Source organism: Rhodococcus sp. GXMU-t2271, assembly GCF_041414735.1.
Classification (GTDB): Bacteria; Actinomycetota; Actinomycetes; order Mycobacteriales; family Mycobacteriaceae; genus Rhodococcus; species Rhodococcus indonesiensis.
This window is the reverse complement of the sequence record NZ_JAUIZP010000027.1, coordinates 185,505-204,846: the sequence shown is the minus strand read 5'-3', so window position 1 is coordinate 204,846 and position 19,342 is coordinate 185,505. Positions and strand designations below refer to the sequence as shown.

The following is a 19,342-nucleotide window of genomic DNA, read 5'->3' as shown; positions in this document are numbered from 1 at the left end:
CGGAGTGTTGCGGAACGACCGAACGACATCACGGATCGATGCCCGACATCGCTGTGACCGGGGACGCAGGAGACACCTCGCCCGGTTGCACGCTGGATGCACCGGCGCTCGATCCGCGATCCAGCCAGGCACCGCTCGGCCGTGCAGTGAAAACGGGCACCGGACGACCGTGCGATGCGAGACCGCACATCTCGCGCCTCCCGGTGCGAGCCCACACAGACAGCGCCCCCGCGTGGCCGCGTCACATCGCTCGAGACGAGGATGGACGCGCCCGGGGGCCCGAGGAGACCTACGTGGCCGACCAAGCGCCGCCGAACGACACTTCCATCGATGAGGGCACCGTGGTGCTGCCGCCGAAGATGCGCGTGCACGCCCTCGCCAAACTGCTCGGCCTCACGAGCAAGCAGGTCATGGCGAAGGCCGCCGACCTCGGCACCGAATTGCGCAGTGCCCACTCGAGCTTGCAGCGCGACCTCGCCGAACAGATCCGCGCCGCTCTCGGTGCGCCCGCCGAGACCGGCGCGGAAGCCGCACCGGAACCGGTGGGGGAGGTGCCCGAGGTGCCTGCCGAGACCGCCGAGGTTCCCGCCGCCGAGGTTCCCGCCGGAGAGCCGGCCGTCGCGGCGGAGGCCGCGGTCGAGGACACCACCGCTCAGGAACCCGCCGCGCCGCCCGCGGCTCCGACTCTGTTCACCGGCGTGGAACAGGAGACCCCGGTGTTCACCGCGCCGGAACCGAGCGCCGTCGAACCCGTCGTCAGCGCGCCGTTGTTCCTGCAGCCGGAAGTCACCGCCCCCGCCGAGGCGGCGCCGCGTCGCCGCCGGTCCCGCCGGGCGGCCGAGGCACCCGAACCCAGCGTCGCCGAGGAGGTCACCGAGGAGACCGCGGCGGCGGAACCGGGCGAGGAGGCCGCCGAGGAGGAGCCGCGCCGTCGCCGTCGTGGCCGACGCGGCCGTGGCCGTGGGCGCGGCGAGCAGGCCGAGACGCCGGAGGAGACCACCCCCGAGGAAACGTCCCCTGCAGAGACCGCCGCCGAGGAGGGCGCTGCTCCGGAGAAGGGCGAGGGACCGGAAGCAGAGCCCGAGGAGCCGGCGACGGAAGAGGTCGCGACCGCCGAGCCGAGCGCCGAGCAGGCCGAAGGCGAGCAGGCCGAAGGCGAGCAGGCCGAGGGCGAGCAGAAGGAGTCCGAGCTGCGCGAGGGCGAGGAGGAGTCCGCAGAAGGGCCGTCCCGTCGTCGCCGCCGCCGTCGTCGCCGCAAGGGCAGCGCGGACGGCGCCGACACCGCGGTCGAGGACGACTCGGTCCCCACCGTCGTCCACGAACGTGAGCCGCGGTCCAAGACACGCGCCGCCAAGGACGAGGTTCAGGGCATCACCGGTTCCACCCGGCTCGAGGCCAAGCGCCAGCGCCGCCGCGACGGCCGGGACGCAGGCCGCCGTCGGCCGCCCATCCTCACCGAGTCGGAATTCCTCGCCCGCCGCGAGTCCGTCGACCGCGTCATGGTGGTGCGGGAGAAGGCCGGTGACACCGCGAACCCCGGAAACATCACGCAGGTCGCGGTCCTCGAGGACGGTGTCCTGGTCGAGCACTTCGTGACCAGCGCCGGCTCCGGTTCGATGGTCGGCAACATCTTCCTCGGCCGCGTCCAGAACGTGCTTCCCTCGATGGAGGCAGCGTTCATCGACATCGGCCGGGGCCGCAACGGCGTCCTCTACGCCGGCGAGGTCAACTGGGAGGCCGCCGGGCTCGGTGGCAACTCGCGCAAGATCGAGCAGGCCCTCAAGCCGGGCGACCGCGTGCTCGTGCAGGTCAGCAAGGACCCGGTCGGGCACAAGGGTGCCCGGCTCACCACGCAGATCAGTCTCGCCGGCCGATTCCTGGTGTACGTGCCGGGCGGCTCGTCGACCGGCATCAGCCGCAAGCTGCCCGACACCGAGCGCAAGCGGCTCAAGGAGATCCTGCGAGAGGTCGTCCCGGCCGAGGCCGGTGTGATCATCCGTACTGCGGCGGAGGGCGTGAGCGAGGACGAACTCGCCCGCGACGTACAGCGCCTGCAGACGCAGTGGGCGTCGATCGAGGAGCAGGCCGCCAAGCTCGAGGCCGACGGTTCGGGACAGCCGAAGACCCTCTACGAAGAGCCCGACCTGCTGGTCAAGGTGATTCGTGACCTGTTCAACGAGGACTTCTCCAAGCTCGTCATCGAGGGTGGGAACGCCTGGAGCACTGTCGAGAACTACATCCGCACCGTCGCCCCGGACATGCTGCCCCGCGTGGAGCGGCACGATTCCGAGTCGGGTGGGCGTGACGTCTTCGCCGCCCACCGCATCGACGAGCAACTCGCCAAGGCGCTCGATCGCAAGGTGTGGCTGCCGTCCGGCGGCACTCTCGTCATCGATCGCACCGAGGCGATGACGGTCGTCGACGTCAACACCGGCAAGTTCACCGGCGCCGGGGGCAACCTCGAAGAGACCGTCACACGCAACAACCTCGAGGCAGCCGAGGAGATCGTGCGGCAGATGCGCCTGCGCGACATCGGCGGCATGATCGTCGTGGACTTCATCGACATGGTGCTCGAGTCGAACCGGGACCTGGTGCTGCGGCGCCTGACCGAGGCGCTCGGCCGGGACCGCACCCGTCACCAGGTCTCCGAGGTGACCTCGCTGGGACTCGTGCAGATGACGCGCAAGCGGCTCGGAACGGGGCTCGTGGAGGCGTTCTCCACCACCTGCGAGCACTGCCACGGACGCGGCATCCTCGTGCACAGCGAACCCGTCGAGGTCGCCGCGGCCGAGGACGGTGGCCGGCCCGCGCGCGGCGAGAGCGGCTCCCGTCGCCGCCGCGGCCGTGATCGGGGCACCCAGCCGGAACCGGCGACGACCGAGGCGGCCGTGTCCCAGCCGGCCCCCGAGGCGCCGGTGGTGGACGCGACCGTCAAGCGCGCCCACCCGGTCGCTCTGGCGATGGCCGCGCATCACGGCAACCACGACGAACACCCGACCGAATCCGGAGCCGAGCCGGCGGAGGCAGTTCCGACAGAGGCAGTTCCGACGAAGGCAGTTCCGACGAAGGCAGGGCCGACGACGGCAGGGCCGACGACGGCAGGGCCGACGAAGGCAGCGCCGACGAAGGCAGCGCCGGCGGAGACGCCCACCGAAGCCGTGTCGGCCGAAGCCGCGCCGGCCCCGGTGGCCGAACCGCGCGAGGCGCGGCCGGCCGAAGCGCCGGAGGCCGGCACGCAGCCCGCCGAGCCGGCGGCCCGTCGCCGTCGCCGGGTCTCGCGGGCCGCTGCGGCTCCGACGGGCGACGGCACCGGCACGGTCTTCGTGGTGCCGACACCGGCCCCGGAGCCCGTGGCCGTGGCCACCGCGCCGGCCGGTGACAGCGCCGAGCCGGTGACTGTTCGACGGCCACGTCGTCGCCGGGCCGCGGGCCGGCCTGCCGGCCCGCCGGTCGAAGCACAGGCATGAGGTCGAACCGGGCCCGACTGCGGCCGGGCCCGGTTTGACCCTGGCAGTCACCTTCCCGTAATCTTGGTCAGTCGCTACTCGGCGATACGGCCCTGCTGCGCCCGATGCGGGATTGTGGCGGCCCCGAGTCAGCAACCACCAGACCAGTCGCGCTGCACACCGTGGCGCGAGCACGTTCGAACTAGCAAGGGGTAGCCGTCCGATGGCAACGTACGCGATCGTCAAGACCGGCGGTAAGCAGTACAAGGTCGCTGAGGGCGATCTCGTCAAGGTCGAGAAGATCGAGGGTGAGCCCGGCACTGCTGTCTCGCTTGCTCCGGTCCTCGTCGTCGACGGAGCCGAGCTGACCACCGACGCCGACAAGCTGGCGCAGGTCACGGTCACCGGCGAGATCGTCGAGCACACCAAGGGCCCGAAGATCCGCATCCACAAGTTCAAGAACAAGACCGGCTACCACAAGCGCCAGGGTCACCGTCAGAAGCTGACGGTCCTGAAGGTCACCGGCATCAAGTAATTCGGGCTTCCGCTTCAAACCCCAGGAGGGTTCGTCATGGCACACAAGAAGGGTGCATCCAGCTCCCGCAACGGTCGCGATTCGAACGCCAAGCGTCTCGGCGTCAAGCGCTTCGGCGGCCAGGCCGTCAGCGCCGGTGAGATCCTGGTGCGCCAGCGTGGCACCCACTTCCACCCCGGCGTGAACGTCGGTCGTGGCGGCGACGACACGCTCTTCGCGCTCGCTGCCGGTGCCGTCGAGTTCGGTACCAAGCGTGGTCGCAAGACGGTCAACATCGTTCCGGTCGCGGCAGACGCCTGATCTGCCGTCCGAATCGGACACCGCGAAGGTCTCCTTCGCACATACTCCCAGTAGGGGCGGACCAGGGTCGCACACCCGGGTCCGCCCCTACTGTTTTCGGACCATCGGTAACGCGGTGGCCCCGGCACGACTCCGGTGCTCCCGGCACATCGGGAGCACCGGCCGACACAACAGTTCCACCATTCGACGGAGGTCCACCCATGTCCCGCTTCATCGACCGGGTGGTGCTGCACGTCACCGCCGGCAAGGGTGGTAACGGCTGCGCCTCCGTCCACCGGGAGAAGTTCAAGCCGCTCGGCGGCCCCGACGGGGGCAACGGCGGGAACGGTGGCAACGTCGTGCTCGAGGTGGACGAGGGTGTCCACACCCTCCTCGACTTCCACTTCCACCAGCACGCGAAAGCCACGAACGGCACCCAGGGCGCGGGCAGCAACCGCGACGGCGCCAACGGCGGCGACCTCGTGCTGAAGGTGCCCGACGGCACCGTCGTGCTCGACAAGGACGGCCGGATCCTGGCCGACATGGTCGGCGCCGGCACCCGCTTCGTCGCCGCGCACGGCGGCCGCGGAGGTCTCGGCAATGCGGCGCTGGCTTCGAAGGCCCGCAAGGCCCCCGGCTTCGCCCTGCTCGGCGAGGAGGGGGAGGAGCGCGACCTCGTCCTCGAGCTCAAGTCCGTCGCGGACGTCGGGCTGGTCGGGTTCCCGTCCGCGGGCAAGTCGTCCCTGGTGTCGGTGCTCTCCGCGGCGAAGCCGAAGATCGCCGACTATCCGTTCACCACGCTCGTCCCCAACCTCGGAGTCGTGCAGTCGGGCGACACCACGTTCACCGTCGCCGATGTGCCGGGCCTGATCCCCGGTGCCAGCGAGGGCCGCGGGCTCGGCCTGGATTTCCTACGACACCTCGAGCGGTGCGCTGTGCTGGCCCACGTCGTCGACTGCGCCACGCTCGAGCCGGGTCGCGACCCGATCTCCGACATCGATGCACTCGAGGCCGAGCTGGCCGCCTACCGGCCGGCACTGTCCGGTGACAGCAGCCTGGGCGACCTCGCCGACCGTCCCCGCATCGTCATCCTGAACAAGGCCGACGTGCCCGACGCCGCGGAACTCGCGGACTTCGTCACCCCGGACCTCGAGGAGCGGGGCTGGCCGGTGTTCAGGATCTCCGCCGTCAGCCGGGAAGGCTTGCGGCCACTGACGTTCGCGCTGGCGCGGATGGTGGAGGAGTACCGGAAGGCGCATCCGCCGGCGGCGCCGCGACGGCCCGTCATCCGGCCCGTCGCCGTCGACGAGACCGGGTTCAGCGTCGTTGCCGATCCCGAGACGCCGGGCGGCTTCATCGTGCGCGGCACCCGGCCCGAGCGCTGGGTGCAGCAGACCGCGTTCGACAACGACGAGGCCGTCGGTTACCTCGCGGACCGTCTCGCCCGCCTCGGTGTCGAGGACGAGCTCGTCAAGCAGGGCGCCGAACCGGGCGCGTCCGTCACGATCGGCGACGTCTCCTTCGAGTGGGAGCCGCAGACGCAGGCCGGCGTGGACGTCGTGCCGACCGGCCGTGGCACCGACGCCCGTCTCGACCAGGTCGATCGGGTCGGGGCGGCCGAACGTCGCCACGCCAAGAAGGTACGGCGCGGTCTCGCGACCGACGACGACGAGTTCTGACCACCTCGAACCCAGAAGCAGGAGATCGTGAGCGATACCCGGGAGGCCGTCGCCGGCGCACGCCGCGTCGTGGTGAAGATCGGCTCGTCCGCCATCACCAGCTTGGTCGGCGGACTGGATCGGGACCGCCTCGACCGTCTCGTCGACGCGCTCGAGGGACGCATGCGCGACGGCTCGGACGTGGTGGTGGTGTCCTCCGGTGCGGTCGGTGCCGGACTCGCTCCGCTCGGCCTGACCGTCCGGCCCCGCGACCTGGCCACCAAGCAGGCGGCGGCCAGCGTCGGGCAGCTCGCCCTCGCCCACGCGTGGGGCACCTCCTTCGCCCGGTACGACCGCACCGTCGGGCAAGTGCTGCTCACTGCCGACGACATCGCGCGACGCACCCAGCATCGCAATGCGCAGCGCACCCTCGACCGGCTGCGCGCGCTGCACGCCGTGCCGGTGGTCAACGAGAACGACACCGTCGCGACCGCCGAGCTGCGGTTCGGTGACAACGACCGTCTCGCCGCGCTCGTCGCGCACCTCGTCGGGGCGGACGCACTGATCCTGCTCTCGGATGTCGACGGCCTCTACGACGGCGATCCCCGCAAGGGCGATGCGCACCTCATCGCGGAGGTGACCAGCCCGGAGGACCTCGACGGCGTCGTCGCCGGGTCCGGGGGCGCCCTCGGCACGGGCGGAATGGCCTCCAAGCTGTCCGCCGCGCGGCTGGCCGCCGACTCGGGCGTGCCGGTGCTGCTCACCGCCGCATCCCAGGCCGACCGCGCTCTCGGCGCCGCGGATGTGGGGACCGCGTTCGCGCCCCGGCCCGACCGGATGTCCGCGCGGCGATTCTGGGTACGGCACGCCGCCGACACCCACGGCACCCTGCACCTGGATGCCGGCGCGGTGCGGGCAGTGGTCGAACGGCGCCGCTCGCTGCTCGCCGCAGGCATCACCGGGATGAGCGGGCGCTTCCATGGTGGGGACGTGGTGGCGCTGGTCGGTCCCGACGGTCGGACGGTGGGGCGCGGCGTAGTGGCCTACGACGCCGCCGAACTGGACTGGATGATCGGGTTCTCCACGCAGAAGCTGCCGGCGGACCTGCAGCGGCCGGTGGTGCACGCCGACGACCTCGTGACGCTGTAGGGGCGGGCGCTCACCGTCCTGGGGCGGCGGCCGGCGACCGGGCGGCCAGGGTCGTGAGCACCTCCGAGCACCCGGCGTCGACCTTCACCGTGGCCAGCGCATCGCCCCGGGTGGTCCCGCGGTTGACGATGCCCACGGGTTTGCCGAGTTTCGCGGCGTGCCGCACGAAGCGCAGTCCGGACATCACCGTGAGCGAACTGCCGACGACGAGCAGCGCATCCGCCTCGTCGACGAGCGCGAACGCGCGCTCGACGCGTTCGCGAGGCACCGATTCCCCGAAGTACACGATGTCCGGCTTGAGCATTCCCCCGCACCGCTCACAGTCCACCGGGCGGAAGCTGCCGGTGTCGTCGACGACCGCGTCGGCGTCCGGTGCGACCTCCAGACCGGTCGTTCCCCGGACCTTGTCGAGGAAGCCCGGATTGGCGGCGGTGAGTTGCTCGGCGAGGGTGAACCGCGAGATCCGGTGGTTGCACGCCAGGCAGCGCACCTGGGCGTAGCAGCCGTGCAGGTCGATCACCCGTCGGCTGCCGGCCTTGGTGTGCAGCAGGTCCACGTTCTGGGTGAGCACACCGAGGACGGTGCCGCGCCGTTCGAGCGCGGCGAGGGCACGATGCCCGGCATTGGGCCGCGCGGAGTCCATGTGCCGCCACCCGACATGGTTGCGCGCCCAGTAGCGGCGCCGGAACTCGGGATCGCCCACGAACTGCTGGTAGGTCATCGGGTTGCGGGGTGGCGCGCCGGGGCTGCGGTAGTCCGGGATGCCGGAATCGGTGGAGATCCCGGCGCCGGTGAGCACGCACAACCGCCGGCCGTCGAGCAGGTGGTGCAGCGGTTCGATCACCCCGTCCAGGGTAGCGGGGAGTCAGTACCCGGCGCTCGGATCGACGACCGCGGCGAGGTCGAGTCCGGCGGCGAAGCGCGTGACGTTCTCGGTCACGTGCTCGGCGAACGCGGGGATGCGCAGCGCCGGGGGATTGGAATCGTGTGGAGTGATCATGGCATTGCGCAGGGACCACAGGGGATGCCCGTCCGGCAGCGGTTCCGGGTCCGTGACGTCCAGGCCGGCGCCCGCGATGACGCGGCGGCTGAGAGCGTCCACCAGCGCGTCGGTGTCGACGAGGCTGCCGCGGGCAACGTTGATCACCCAGGCGGTGGGCTTCATCGCAGCCAATTCGTCGGCCCCCACGAGCTGCTCGGTCTCTGCCGTGGCCGGAGCGGCGATCACGAAATGATCTGCGCGGGACCATACTTCGTCGATCCGCGCGACGGGGACGGTCTCGACGGCGCCCGGGACGGGACGGCCGCTGCGGGTGACCGCGAGCGCCTGGGCGCCCAGCGCGCCGAGCATGGGGATCAGGGCCCGGCCGATGCCCCCGGCGCCGATGATCCCCACGGTGGCGCCGCGCAGGGTTCCCAGCTGGGGGTAGAACTCGTTCGGCGTCCACGACGTCGCGGCCAGATGGTCGGGCAGCGCCCGGACCCCGGCGAGCAGCAGCATGAGCGCATGTTCGGCGACCGTCGCGGCGAACGCACCGGCCGCCGAGGTCCACGTCACCTGGGGGTGAGTACGGATGATGCCGGCGTCGAGCCAGTCCTCCACACCGGCGGCGGGGAGCTGGACCCATCGCACCGACGTCGGCAACGCCGCGGGGAACTCGTCCGATGTGCCGGTCCAGACCACCGCGTCCGGGTGGTCGTCGAACCCGCATACGCGACCGCCGCCGGCCCCGATCGCCCGGTCGAACACGATGTCCGGGGCGGGGCCGACGGCGATCCGCGGCTGTCGCTCGTAGGTCATGGATCCGACTCTAGGCGCGAAGGGCCGGCCGGGCACATGCTGCGGGCTCTCAGACGACCTCGACGAGGGGGTACACGCCGTTCTCGTCGTGGACCTCCCGGCCGGTGACCGGCGGGTTGAACACGCAGAACATGCGCATCCGGGTGTCGGGCTCGACCCGGTGCCGCTCGTGGCCGTTCAGCAGGTACATCGTGCCGGGCGCGAGCGGGTACACGGTGCCGGTCTCGAGATCGGTGAGCGTGCCGGTGCCCTCGATGAGCCACACGGCCTCGATGTGGTTGGCGTAGTGGAATTCGTTGACGGTGCCGGCCTCGATCGTGGTCTCGTGGAACGAGAACCCGACCTTGTCGCCGCCGAGCACGATGCGCTTGCTGCGCCAGTTGCCGTTGTCCGACGTGATGTCGCGGTCGGTGCCGGTGATTTCCTCGGTGGTACGGACGATCATGCGCGGGTCCTTCCGATGCTCGTCTTCTCGTGCGGGGTTCGACGGGTGGCCGGGGCTCAGGCCCGGACCACCGAGGTGGCCTCGCACAGGATGTTCAGGCCGTGCTCGAGCTCGTCGTCGCTGATCGTCAGCGGCGGCAGCAGCTTGACGACTTCGTCGGAGGGGCCGGAGGTCTCCGCGAGCAGGCCCTGCTCGAATGCCAGGGCGCACACCTTCTGCGCGTCGCTCGGCTCGTCGAACACCAGTCCCTGAACCATGCCGCGTCCGCGGGTGGAGACGCCGTCGAACATGTCGGACAGGTTCATGAAGGTCTGCCGGATCCGCTCGCCCTTGCGCAGCGTGTCGCGCTCGAGACGGTCGTCGGCCCAGTAGTGCTGCAGTGCCTTCGCCGCGGTGACGAACGCCGGGTTGTTGCCGCGGAACGTGCCGTTGTGCTCGCCCGGGCCCCACACGTCGAGTTCCCGCTTGAACAGCGTCAGCGCGAGCGGCAGGCCGTACCCGCCGATCGACTTGGACAGGGTCACGATGTCCGGGGTGATCCCGGCGACCTCGAACGAGAAGAACGGGCCGGTGCGGCCGCAGCCCATCTGGACGTCGTCGACGATGAGCAGGATTCCGCGCTCGGAGCACAGGTCCGCGAGGGCGCGCAGCCACTCGGGACGGGCGACGTTCACGCCACCCTCGCCCTGCACGGTCTCGACGATGACGGCCGCCGGGCGGTTCAGGCCGCTGCCGGAGTCGTCGAGCACGCGGGAGAACCAGTGGAAGTCCTCGGTGACGCCGTCGAAGTAGTTGTCGAACGGCATGGGGGTGGCATGCACCAGCGGCACGCCGGCCCCGGCGCGCTTCATCGAGTTGCCCGTCACCGACAGCGCGCCCAGGGTCATTCCGTGGAACGCGTTGGTGAAGTTGATGATCGACTCGCGGCCGGTGACCTTGCGGGCGAGCTTGAGGGCCGCCTCGACCGCGTTGGTGCCCGTCGGACCGGGGAACTGGACCTTGTAGTCGAGACCGCGCGGAGCCAGGATGTGGCTCTCGAACGACTCCAGCAGCTCCCGCTTGGCGGGGGTGGCCATGTCCAGGCCGTGGGTGATGCCGTCGCCCATGATGTAGTCCACGAGCGCGGTCTTCAGGATCGGGTTGTTGTGCCCGTAGTTGAGGGCTCCGGCGCCGGCGAAGAAGTCGAGGTAGTCCTTGCCGTTCTCGTCGCGGATCCACGATCCGGATGCCGTCTCGAACACGGCCGGCCAGCCACGGCTGTAGCTGCGCACCTCGGATTCGAGGTGATCGAAAATGCTGTGCTTGGCGGGGGTTTCGGGGTGCTCCAGAATGGTCATTCCTCGTCCTCCTGCGGCGAATTCGTTTTCGCCGGTCGTGTATTCATTCGCCGATCGTGTAGAGATCCTCGGCCATGTGTGAATCGGGAAAATCCGAAGGGGTGAACAATTCGCTCCGGGTGATGCGCAGCCCGCGTCGCCGGGCGAGCGCGGTGAACATCGCGATCGATGCCTCGTTGTCCGGGCTGACCGTCGTCTCGAGCCGGGTCACGCCGGCGTCGGTGAGTCGGTCCCACAGGCTGTCGAGCATCCGGCCCGCGACGCCGCGGCCCCGTTGGTCCTGGTCCACGGCCACCTGCCAGACGAACAGCGTGTCCGGTGCGTCCGGGCGTCGGTAGCCGCTGACGAAACCGACCGCCTCGTCGTCACCAGCGGTGGCGACCACCGAGGTCGCCGCGAAGTCGCGGCACCACAGCACGTACGCATAGCTGGAATTGACGTCGAGCACTTTCGAATCGCGCGCGATCTGCCACATGCGAATTCCATCGGAAATGCGCGGTGCGCGGAAATGCGGCTCGGCGGGTGCGTCCGCCGTGTCGGCAGGCGCGGTGGGCGGGGTACTACTTTGTGTCACAGGCGTCATAAGCGGTCTCGAACCTAACAACTTCGCGGACGGGAATCACCCGTCTTGTCGGGATCCGTCCCCGGGTACCCCGCCTCCGTGCAGGTGAGACCTTGATGTGAGAAGCGTCACTTCGCGTAGCGCCGGAGTGGAGCGCAGCGATTATTTCGGGCTCGCCAGAGCCAACGGGAGCACCGCGGACGCACCGGCGTGGATCAGGGTCCGTGCCGCCATCGTCAGCGTCCAGCCGGTGTCGGTGACCGCGTCGACGAGCAGGATCGGCCCCGGGTTTCCGTGGAGGTCGGGGCTCTCCCACGCGTCCACGAGGCCGGCGATCCGGTACGCCGAGTTCGCCGCCGTCACCGGGGGCCGGCCGGGCCGGGCACGTAGCACGCCGAGGTCCTCGAGCCGGCCGAGCTGCGCCAGCCGCGTCGCGAGGGAACCGACCAGCAGGGGCCGGGTCGCCGACTCCAGGGCCATCACCGCGGTCGGCCGGTGCGACCAGTCCCACGCCCTGAGCACGTCCACGGCGGCCTGCACGACCGCATCGGGCACCGGCGCGTCGGGGCCGTCCAGCAGTGCCCGCAGCCGCGGTCCCCATCCCAGGTCCGACAGCCGGCCGAGCACCCGCCCCGGCTCGGGCCCGTCGGTGATCTTTCCGGACAGTGCCACGCCGAGCTTGGCCATCCCGGTCGGCCACTGCCGCCGCGGCGGCAGGTCCACCCCCGGCCGGTCCAGCCGGGCCCGTACCCGGCCCAGCTCGGTGTCGTCGACGTCCGCAGACCACCGGGCCCCGCAGCAGTTGTCGCACCGACCGCAGCCCGCGGTCTCGGATGTCAGGCCGGGATCGTCGAGCTGGGTGCGCAGGAACACCATCCGGCACCCGGTGGTCCGCTCGTACTCGAGCATCGCCTCCTGCTCGGCCGCACGCGCCTGCTCGAGCTTGGCATACCGGCCGGCGTCGTACTCCCAGGGCGCGCCGGTGGCGATCCAGCCGCCCTTGACCCGGCGCACCGCGCCGTCCACGTCGAGGACCTTGAGCACCATCTCCAGCCGGGACCGGGTGAGGTCGACCAGCGGTTCGAGGGCCTGCGTGGACTGCGGTCGCTCCGGCTCGAGCACCTCGATCACCCGCCGCACCACCTCCTCCCGCGGGAAGGCCACCGACGCGAACCAGCTCCAGATCTGCCGGTCCTCGGGCCCCGGAAGCAGGATCACCTCCGCACGCTCGGTCGCGCGCCCCGCGCGCCCGACCTGCTGGTAGTAGGAGATGGGCGACGACGGGGCTCCCAGGTGCACGACGAACCCGAGATCGGGTTTGTCGAAGCCCATGCCCAGCGCCGAGGTGGCGATCAGTGCCTTGACCCGGTCGCCGAGCAGGTCCGCCTCGAGCTGTTCCCGCTCGGCCGGGTCCGACTGGCCCGTGTACGCCGCGACGGCGTGACCGTGCTCGGACAGCAGCGCGGCCAGGTCGTGCGCGGCCGACACGGTGAGGGTGTAGACGATCCCGGACCCCGGCAGCTCGTCGAGGTGCTGGGCGAGCCATGCCGCTCGCCGGGCGGGCTCGTCGATCCGCAGAACCGACAGGTGCAGCGACGGCCGGTCGAGGCCCCCGCGCAGTACCAGGGTCTCGCCCCGGCCCTCCCCGACGCCGAGTTGTGCCGCCACGTCCGCCACGACGCGGTCGTTCGCGGTCGCGGTCGTCGCGAGCACCGGGATGCCCTCGCCGAGGTCGGCGACGAGGGTGCGGATACGCCGGTAGTCGGGGCGGAAGTCGTGGCCCCAGTCGGAGACGCAGTGCGCCTCGTCGACCACCACCAGCCCGGCGTCGCGGGCGAGCGACGGCAGCACCTGGTCACGGAAGTCCGGATTGTTCAGTCGCTCCGGGCTGACGAGCAGCACGTCCACTGCGCCGTCGGCGACCTGCCGGTGGATCTCCTCCCACTCGGTGACGTTGCCGGAGTTGATCGTGGCGGCGCGGACACCCGCGCGCTGCGCCGCCTCGACCTGGTTGCGCATCAGGGCCAGGAGGGGAGAGACGATCACGGTCGGCCCGTGCCCGCGGGCGCGGAGCAATTTGGCGGAGATGAAATAGACCGCCGACTTGCCCCACCCCGTGCGCTGGACGACCAGTGCTCGACGGCGATGCACCACCAGTGCCTCGATGGCGTTCCATTGGTCCTCGCGCAACCGGGCCCCGGGTCCGGCGAGATCGCGGAGCAGTCGTTCGGCGTCGTCGCGTAGATCCGTGGTGGCGGTGCTCATGGAACCCATCGTGCCGGACGGTGACGACATCGTGGCGCGGGCGAGACCGGCGGTGGCGTCCGATTCGGGGACGAACGTGCCCGGTTCCGCGACGAACGGGGTCGTTTCGTCGGCGAATGACCCGTCGGGCCGGTCGCGGAACCGCGTCCCGTCCCCGCGCCGGCACGGGACGCCGATCGAGTCGGGATCGTCGGCGCCGCAACCGCCCGGAGTCGGGCCCGCTGCGGTCACGATGGTCGGACCCACTGCGCGACAGTTGCTTTCGGGTGCCGACGCAGGGGAGATGTTCGGCCGTGCGGAGTCGGCCGGACGGAATGCGGTGGGGGAGTGGTCCGCGCCCCATCCGGTCGATCGCTGTGACGGAGGCTTCGTCGGCCGCCGCGCGTGCTCGTACCCTGTTCGCTATGCAGACGCAGTTCCTCCGCCCCGCATCCGACTCCGCTCCGAGCCGAATCGACCACCCGGCGTTCCGGCAGAAGGTCGTATCCGCGGAGGAAGCCGTCCGCTGGATCCAGCCCGGCCACACCGTCGCCATCAGCGGCTTCGCCAGCGCCGGCACACCGAAGGCGATCACCCCGGCGCTCGCGGAACGCATCGGCGCGGCCCGCGCCGCCGGCACCGACTTCACGGTCAACCTCCTCACCGGCGCGTCGGTCTCCGCCGAGACCGAGCGGATGCTGTCCGAGGTGGCCGGCATCTCCCTGCGGATGCCGTACCAGGCCGAACCCACCGCCCGCCGCAACATCAACAGCGGCCGGATGGACTACGTGGACATCCACCTGTCCCACGTCGCCCAGCAGGTCTGGGAGGGCTACTACGGGCACGTCGACGTCGCGGTCGTCGAGGTCTCCGGCGTGACCGAGACCGGTGAACTGATCCCGTCCGCGTCGATCGGCAACAACAAGACCTGGCTCGACGTCGCGGAGAAGGTGATTCTCGAGGTCAACTCGTGGGTTCCGGCCGCGATGACGGGCATCCACGACGTGTACTACGGCACCGCCCTGCCGCCGCACCGTAAGCCGATCATGCTCACCGACGTCGAGGATCGTATCGGCCAGAGCACCTTCCGCGTCGACCCCGACAAGGTCGTCGCGGTCGTCGAGACGCACGCGCGCGACAGCGCCAGCCCGCTGACCCCGCCGGACGCGGTGAGCCGGGGGATCGCCGCGCACGTGCTCGACTTCTTCGAGCACGAGGTCTCCCGCGGACGGCTGCCGGCGGATTCGCTCCTGCCGCTCCAGTCCGGCATCGGCAACGTGGCCAACGCGGTCCTCCAGGGTCTCGACGCCGGACCCCACAAGGGGCTGACCTGCTACTCCGAGGTCATCCAGGACGGCATGCTGCACCTGATCAAGCACGGCACGGTCCGCTTCGCGTCCGCCACGTCGCTGGCGTTGAGCGAGGCCGGGATCGACGAGCTGGTGTCCAACATCGACTTCTACCGCGAGCACATCGTGCTGCGTCCGCAGGAGATCAGCAACCATCCCGAGATCGTGCGTCGCCTGGGCATCATCGCCATGAACGGCATGCTCGAGGCCGACATCTACGGCAACGTCAACTCCACCCACGTCATGGGCACCAAGATCATGAACGGGATCGGGGGATCCGGGGACTTCGCCCGCAACGGCTACCTGTCGATGTTCCTGAGCCCGTCCACCGCGAAGGGGGGCAGCATCTCGTCGATCGTGCCGATGGTGCCGCACGTGGACCACACCGAACACGACGTGCAGGTCCTCGTCACCGAACAGGGGCTTGCGGACCTGCGTGGGCTGTCGCCGCGGCGGCGGGCACGGGTCGTCGTCGACAACTGCGCCCATCCGGACTACCGGGACATGTTGCACGACTACGTCGACCGGGCCGAGGCCGTGCCGGATGCGGGACACACCCCGCATCTGCTCGGCGAGTCACTGTCCTTCCATCAGCGATTCCTGCAGACGGGATCCATGCTGGCACAGTGAATCCCGTGGGCCGCCGGCCGCGTCAGCCGCCGGCGACCGGCGCGGGATCGATCGGCTGCTGGGGCAGCGACTGCGTGATCGCCGCCGAAACCGTCTGCAGCGGAGTCGGACCCGAACCGTTGGGCACCGTCAGCGCCACGTACACCGGCCGGTCCACGACGAACCACGTGCTCGCGTCGATGCCCTCCGCGGCGCCGGACACCTCGAACCACTGGACGCCGTCGACCACCTGCAGCGCCGCCGCCTGATCGAACTCCGCGGGCCGCTCCAGCCCGCACCGCAGCACCACTGGCTCGCCCTCGACGGGCTGCCACGCCGCGGCGCCCGCGGGGGCCGGGTCCGTCAGCTCCGCGCGGCGGAGGTCGCCGACCTCCTCGGGCAGCGCCTCCAGCAGTGCCGCGCACTCCGGTGACTCGGCCTGCGGCGCCACCACCGGTCCGAGCGCCACGGGCGCCAGTTCCGGGGTGCGATTCGCCAGCACCGCCGCCACCACGATGCCGATCAGCAATGCCACCGGCAGCGCGACGGCCGTCGCGACCAGCGCGGGGCTGCGGCGGTGCTCGTCGTCACCGGAAGTGCCGTCGGGGGAAGTGCCGTCGGGAACGGGATGGGGGTCGGGGGAGGGCGTCGGCTCGGTCATCGTCTCTCGGGAATCGGGAACGGTAGCGTGGTCGAAACTACCGTGTCCGCCGAAGCCGGTGGCCCTCCGACCTACGAACGGGAGCGCAGCGTCCCAGTGCCCGAAGTTCCTCCAGTGCCCGGTGTCTCTCCAGTGCCCGGTGTCTCGCCAGGGGCCCCCCGCACCGGTCCCACCGTCGCCGACCTCGGCGAGTTCCCCGTGATCGACCGCGCGGTCGCCGGACGCCGCCAGCCCCCCACCACCCTCGTCGGGCCGGGGCACGACGCGGCCCTCGTCGCCGCCGCCGACGGACGGGTCGCCGTTTCCACCGACATGCTCGTCGAGGGCCGGCACTTCCGGCTCGACTGGTCGACGCCGCACCAGGTCGGACGCAAAGCCGTTGCCCAGAACGGTGCCGACGTCGCGGCGATGGGCGCCCGCCCCACCGCCTTCCTCGTCGGGCTCGGCTGCCCACCGGACACCCCAGTCGGCGTGCTCGACGGCGTCTCCGCCGGCATCGGCGAGGCCGCGGAGGCGCTCGGCGCCGGCGTCGTCGGCGGCGACCTGGTGCAGGCGTCGCAACTGATCGTCGCGGTGACCGTCCTCGGCGACCTCGGGGGGAACGCGCCCCTCCTGCGGTCCGCGGCCCGACCCGGCGACATCGTCGCGCTGGCCGGTTCCACCGGGCGTTCCGCCGCCGGACTGGCCGTCCTCACCGCCGGACTCGCCGGTCACCCGGACCTGGTGGCTGCCCACAAGGTGCCGTCGCCCCCGTACGCCGCGGGCCCCGCCGCAGCCGCCGCCGGTGCCCATGCCGCGACCGACATCTCCGACGGCCTGCTCGCCGACCTCGGGCACATCGCCGCCGCGTCCGGCGTCGCGATCGACGTCTCGCGCGAACTGCTCGAGCCCGGCCCCGGGCTGCGGTCCGCCGCCGCGGACCTCGGCGCCGACGTGTGGGAGTGGGTGCTCACCGGCGGCGAGGACCACGCCCTGGCCGCGTGCTTTCCACCGGACGCGCCGCTCCCCACGGGCTGGCGTCCCGTCGGCACGGTGCGTGCGGGCGGCGGCGTCACCGTCGACGGTCACGACCGGCCGGGTCCCGGCGGCTGGCAGAGCTTCTCGAGATAGGTTTCAGGACATGGCTGTGTATGCGCTCGGCGACCGTGTGCCCGATATCCATCCCGACGCCTGGGTCCATCCCGATGCGGTGGTCATCGGCGACGTCACCCTCGGTGCCCGCGCCTCGGTGTGGCCCACCGCGGTCCTGCGCGGCGACTACGGCCGGATCGTCGTCGGCGCCGAGAGCAACATCCAGGACGGGACGATCATCCACTGCACCGCCGTGGACGCCACCGTCATCGGCGCGGGAACCGTCGTCGGCCACAACGCCCACATCGAGGGCTCCACCATCGGCGACGGCTGCCTGATCGGTTCCGGCTCGCTCGTGCTCAACGGCTCCGTCGTCGGCGACGGGGCGATCGTCGCGGCCGGCGCGCTCGTGGCCCCCCGCTTCCAAGTCCCGCCGCGCTCGATGGCGATGGGTGTGCCGGCGAAGGTCCGGGACGGATACGAGGTGCCGGAGGGGCACATCGATGCCAACGCCAAGATGTACGCGGCGAACGCCGAGTACTACCGTGGCGCGCTGCGGCGGATCGACTAGAAGGACCGGTCACCACCGATGGCTGTACGACCCCTGCCGGAGATCGTCGAGGAGGGCTGGGCGCGGGCACTGGCCCCCGTCGCCGACGACATCGCCGCGATGGGTGACTTCCTGCGCGCCGAGAACGCCGCCGGACGCGGCTACCTGCCTGCCGGCGCGAACGTGCTGCGAGCCTTCACCCAGCCCTTCGACCGGGTGAAGGTCCTCGTCGTCGGCCAGGACCCGTACCCGACGCCGGGGCACGCCGTCGGGCTGAGCTTCTCCGTCGCACCGGACGTACGACCGGTGCCGCGCAGCCTGGCCAACATCTACCGCGAGTACAGCGACGACCTCGGCCTGCCGACACCACCGAACGGCGACCTCACGCCGTGGTCGGCACAGGGGGTGCTGCTGCTCAACCGCGTCCTGACGGTGCAGCCGGGGCAGCCCGCGTCGCACCGGGGCAAAGGCTGGGAGCGCGTGACCGAGCAGGCGATCCGGGCGCTCGTCGCGCGTACGGCGCCGCTCGTCGCGATCCTGTGGGGTCGGGACGCGGCCACACTCGAGCCGATGCTCGGCGACGTGCCCACCGTGAAGTCGGCGCACCCGTCCCCGTTGTCGGCCTCCCGCGGGTTCTTCGGGTCCCGCCCCTTCAGCCGTGCGAACGCGCTGCTGGCCGATCAGGGCGGGGACCCGGTGGACTGGCGCCTGGCCTGACCGGGTGCGGTTCAGCCCCGGTCGATCGACTCGAAGTCGGGACGCCGCTTCTCGACGAACGCGTCGACACCCTCCATACCCGTGGGGGTGGTGGCCGCCGCGGAGATCGCGTCGGCCTCCGCGTCGAGCTGCTCGGACAACGACCGTCCCATGGAATCGGCCACCAGTCGCCGGATGCCGGCGTAGGCGGCGGTGGGACCGTTCGCGAGGGTGCGAGCCACCCGCATCGCCTCGCCCTGCACCTCGTCGTCGGCGACGAGGCGGCTGAGCACCCCGAGTCGCACGGCCTCGTCGGCGTTCAGGACACAGTCGGTCAGGATGATCTCCCGCGCGCGGGCGACCCCCACGATGCGCGGCAGGGTCCACGACATCCCGCCGTCGGGTGTGAACCCGATCGACGGGTACGCCGGACGCAGCTTCGTCGAGGGACCGCCGAGCGCGATGTCGGCGTGCAGCACGATGCTCATGCCCGCGCCCGCCGCCCAGCCCTGGACCGCGGCCACCACGGGCATGCGAGCCGCGTCGAGGGCCCGGACGAAGTCGTGGAACAGGCGTGCGACGTCGCCGACGAACTCGCCGCGGTCCGGCGCGGTGGCGAACGCACGGACGTCGCCGCCCGCGCAGAAGTTGGCGCCCTCACCGACGAGCAGGACGGCGCCGACCTCGGCTCCGGCGGTTCGCAGGGCCTCGATGCCCTGGGTCATGCCCGTGGGGGAGAGGGAGGTGCCACGCTCGGCGGTCGCCACGGCGATGCGCAGCACGCCGTCCTCGATACGGACGTGGGACAGTACTGATTCGGTCACCCGGGCACCCTACCGGTCGCCCCCAGGGGCGGTGCGAGCCCCGTCCCGACGGTGCATGCGAGTCCGTCGCGACGGGGACCGAACACGACGAGGCCCCGGCGTCGCAACGCCGGGGCCTCGTCGAAC

17 protein-coding genes are annotated in these 19,342 nt (G+C 71.3%); 9 read left to right on the top strand and 8 right to left on the bottom strand.

Features of this window, described 5'->3' with window-relative positions; genetic code table 11:
- The first annotated feature begins 293 nt into the window (after positions 1-293).
- The 5 genes from QYS60_RS10955 (at position 294) to proB (ending at position 7,067) form a co-directional block, all read left to right on the top strand.
- Entirely contained in the window at positions 294-3,467 is a 3,174-nt protein-coding gene (locus QYS60_RS10955) for a translation initiation factor IF-2 N-terminal domain-containing protein (RefSeq protein ID WP_371383133.1), read from the top strand.
- Between the two features lie 202 nt (positions 3,468-3,669).
- Positions 3,670-3,981 carry a 50S ribosomal protein L21 gene (gene rplU, locus QYS60_RS10950; protein ID WP_003939076.1) on the top strand — a complete coding sequence of 104 codons (312 nt, stop codon included), beginning with the start codon at positions 3,670-3,672 and terminating at the stop codon, positions 3,979-3,981.
- A 36-nt stretch (positions 3,982-4,017) separates the two neighbouring features.
- Positions 4,018-4,281: a 50S ribosomal protein L27 gene (gene rpmA / locus QYS60_RS10945; protein ID WP_003939075.1), complete on the top strand. Its 264-nt coding sequence runs from the start codon at positions 4,018-4,020 to the stop codon at positions 4,279-4,281.
- A 200-nt stretch (positions 4,282-4,481) separates the two neighbouring features.
- A complete protein-coding gene (gene obgE / locus QYS60_RS10940) occupies positions 4,482-5,939 on the top strand; it encodes a GTPase ObgE (protein WP_371383131.1) in 1,458 nt (485 codons plus the stop codon).
- A gap of 27 nt (positions 5,940-5,966) precedes the next feature.
- Positions 5,967-7,067: a glutamate 5-kinase gene (gene proB / locus QYS60_RS10935; RefSeq protein ID WP_371383129.1), complete on the top strand. Its 1,101-nt coding sequence runs from the start codon at positions 5,967-5,969 to the stop codon at positions 7,065-7,067.
- A gap of 10 nt (positions 7,068-7,077) precedes the next feature.
- Here the strand turns inward: proB and QYS60_RS10930 are convergent, their stop codons facing one another.
- From QYS60_RS10930 to QYS60_RS10905, 6 genes are all read right to left on the bottom strand, one after another.
- Complete coding sequence (locus QYS60_RS10930; protein ID WP_371383128.1) at positions 7,078-7,911, bottom strand: NAD-dependent protein deacetylase; 834 nt, start codon at positions 7,909-7,911, stop codon at positions 7,078-7,080.
- A gap of 21 nt (positions 7,912-7,932) precedes the next feature.
- The gene (locus QYS60_RS10925; protein ID WP_371383127.1) at positions 7,933-8,868 is read right to left on the bottom strand and encodes a D-isomer specific 2-hydroxyacid dehydrogenase family protein; all 936 of its coding nucleotides are present in this window, start codon (positions 8,866-8,868) and stop codon (positions 7,933-7,935) included.
- 49 nt (positions 8,869-8,917) lie between these two features.
- Positions 8,918-9,313 carry an ectoine synthase gene (locus QYS60_RS10920; protein WP_003939070.1) on the bottom strand — a complete coding sequence of 132 codons (396 nt, stop codon included), beginning with the start codon at positions 9,311-9,313 and terminating at the stop codon, positions 8,918-8,920.
- Positions 9,314-9,369: 56 nt separating this feature from the next.
- The gene (ectB, locus tag QYS60_RS10915; RefSeq protein WP_003939069.1) at positions 9,370-10,650 is read right to left on the bottom strand and encodes a diaminobutyrate--2-oxoglutarate transaminase; all 1,281 of its coding nucleotides are present in this window, start codon (positions 10,648-10,650) and stop codon (positions 9,370-9,372) included.
- Positions 10,651-10,693: 43 nt separating this feature from the next.
- Positions 10,694-11,233 (bottom strand): diaminobutyrate acetyltransferase, encoded by a 540-nt coding sequence (gene ectA, locus QYS60_RS10910; RefSeq protein WP_040784215.1) that lies wholly within the window; start codon positions 11,231-11,233, stop codon positions 10,694-10,696.
- 141 nt (positions 11,234-11,374) lie between these two features.
- On the bottom strand, positions 11,375-13,477 hold the full coding sequence (locus tag QYS60_RS10905; RefSeq protein WP_371383172.1) for an ATP-dependent DNA helicase RecQ: 2,103 nt from the start codon (positions 13,475-13,477) through the stop codon (positions 11,375-11,377).
- Positions 13,478-13,881: 404 nt separating this feature from the next.
- Between QYS60_RS10905 and QYS60_RS10900 the strand changes: the two genes are divergently transcribed.
- On the top strand, positions 13,882-15,435 hold the full coding sequence (locus tag QYS60_RS10900; RefSeq protein WP_371383126.1) for an acetyl-CoA hydrolase/transferase family protein: 1,554 nt from the start codon (positions 13,882-13,884) through the stop codon (positions 15,433-15,435).
- Positions 15,436-15,457: 22 nt separating this feature from the next.
- On the opposite strand, the gene QYS60_RS10895 is transcribed toward QYS60_RS10900, so the two are convergent.
- Positions 15,458-16,075: a DUF3515 domain-containing protein gene (locus QYS60_RS10895; protein WP_371383125.1), complete on the bottom strand. Its 618-nt coding sequence runs from the start codon at positions 16,073-16,075 to the stop codon at positions 15,458-15,460.
- Between the two features lie 132 nt (positions 16,076-16,207).
- Between QYS60_RS10895 and QYS60_RS10890 the strand changes: the two genes are divergently transcribed.
- From QYS60_RS10890 to QYS60_RS10880, 3 genes are read left to right on the top strand one after another with little or no spacing between them, the layout of a single operon-like run.
- Positions 16,208-17,185, top strand: coding sequence for a thiamine-phosphate kinase (locus QYS60_RS10890; protein ID WP_371383124.1), 978 nt, complete (start codon positions 16,208-16,210; stop codon positions 17,183-17,185).
- A gap of 10 nt (positions 17,186-17,195) precedes the next feature.
- Complete coding sequence (locus QYS60_RS10885; protein WP_003939063.1) at positions 17,196-17,717, top strand: gamma carbonic anhydrase family protein; 522 nt, start codon at positions 17,196-17,198, stop codon at positions 17,715-17,717.
- A gap of 18 nt (positions 17,718-17,735) precedes the next feature.
- Entirely contained in the window at positions 17,736-18,413 is a 678-nt protein-coding gene (locus QYS60_RS10880; protein ID WP_289381743.1) for a uracil-DNA glycosylase, read from the top strand.
- An 11-nt stretch (positions 18,414-18,424) separates the two neighbouring features.
- On the opposite strand, the gene QYS60_RS10875 is transcribed toward QYS60_RS10880, so the two are convergent.
- Entirely contained in the window at positions 18,425-19,216 is a 792-nt protein-coding gene (locus tag QYS60_RS10875; protein ID WP_371383123.1) for an enoyl-CoA hydratase-related protein, read from the bottom strand.
- Positions 19,217-19,342: the final 126 nt, after the last annotated feature.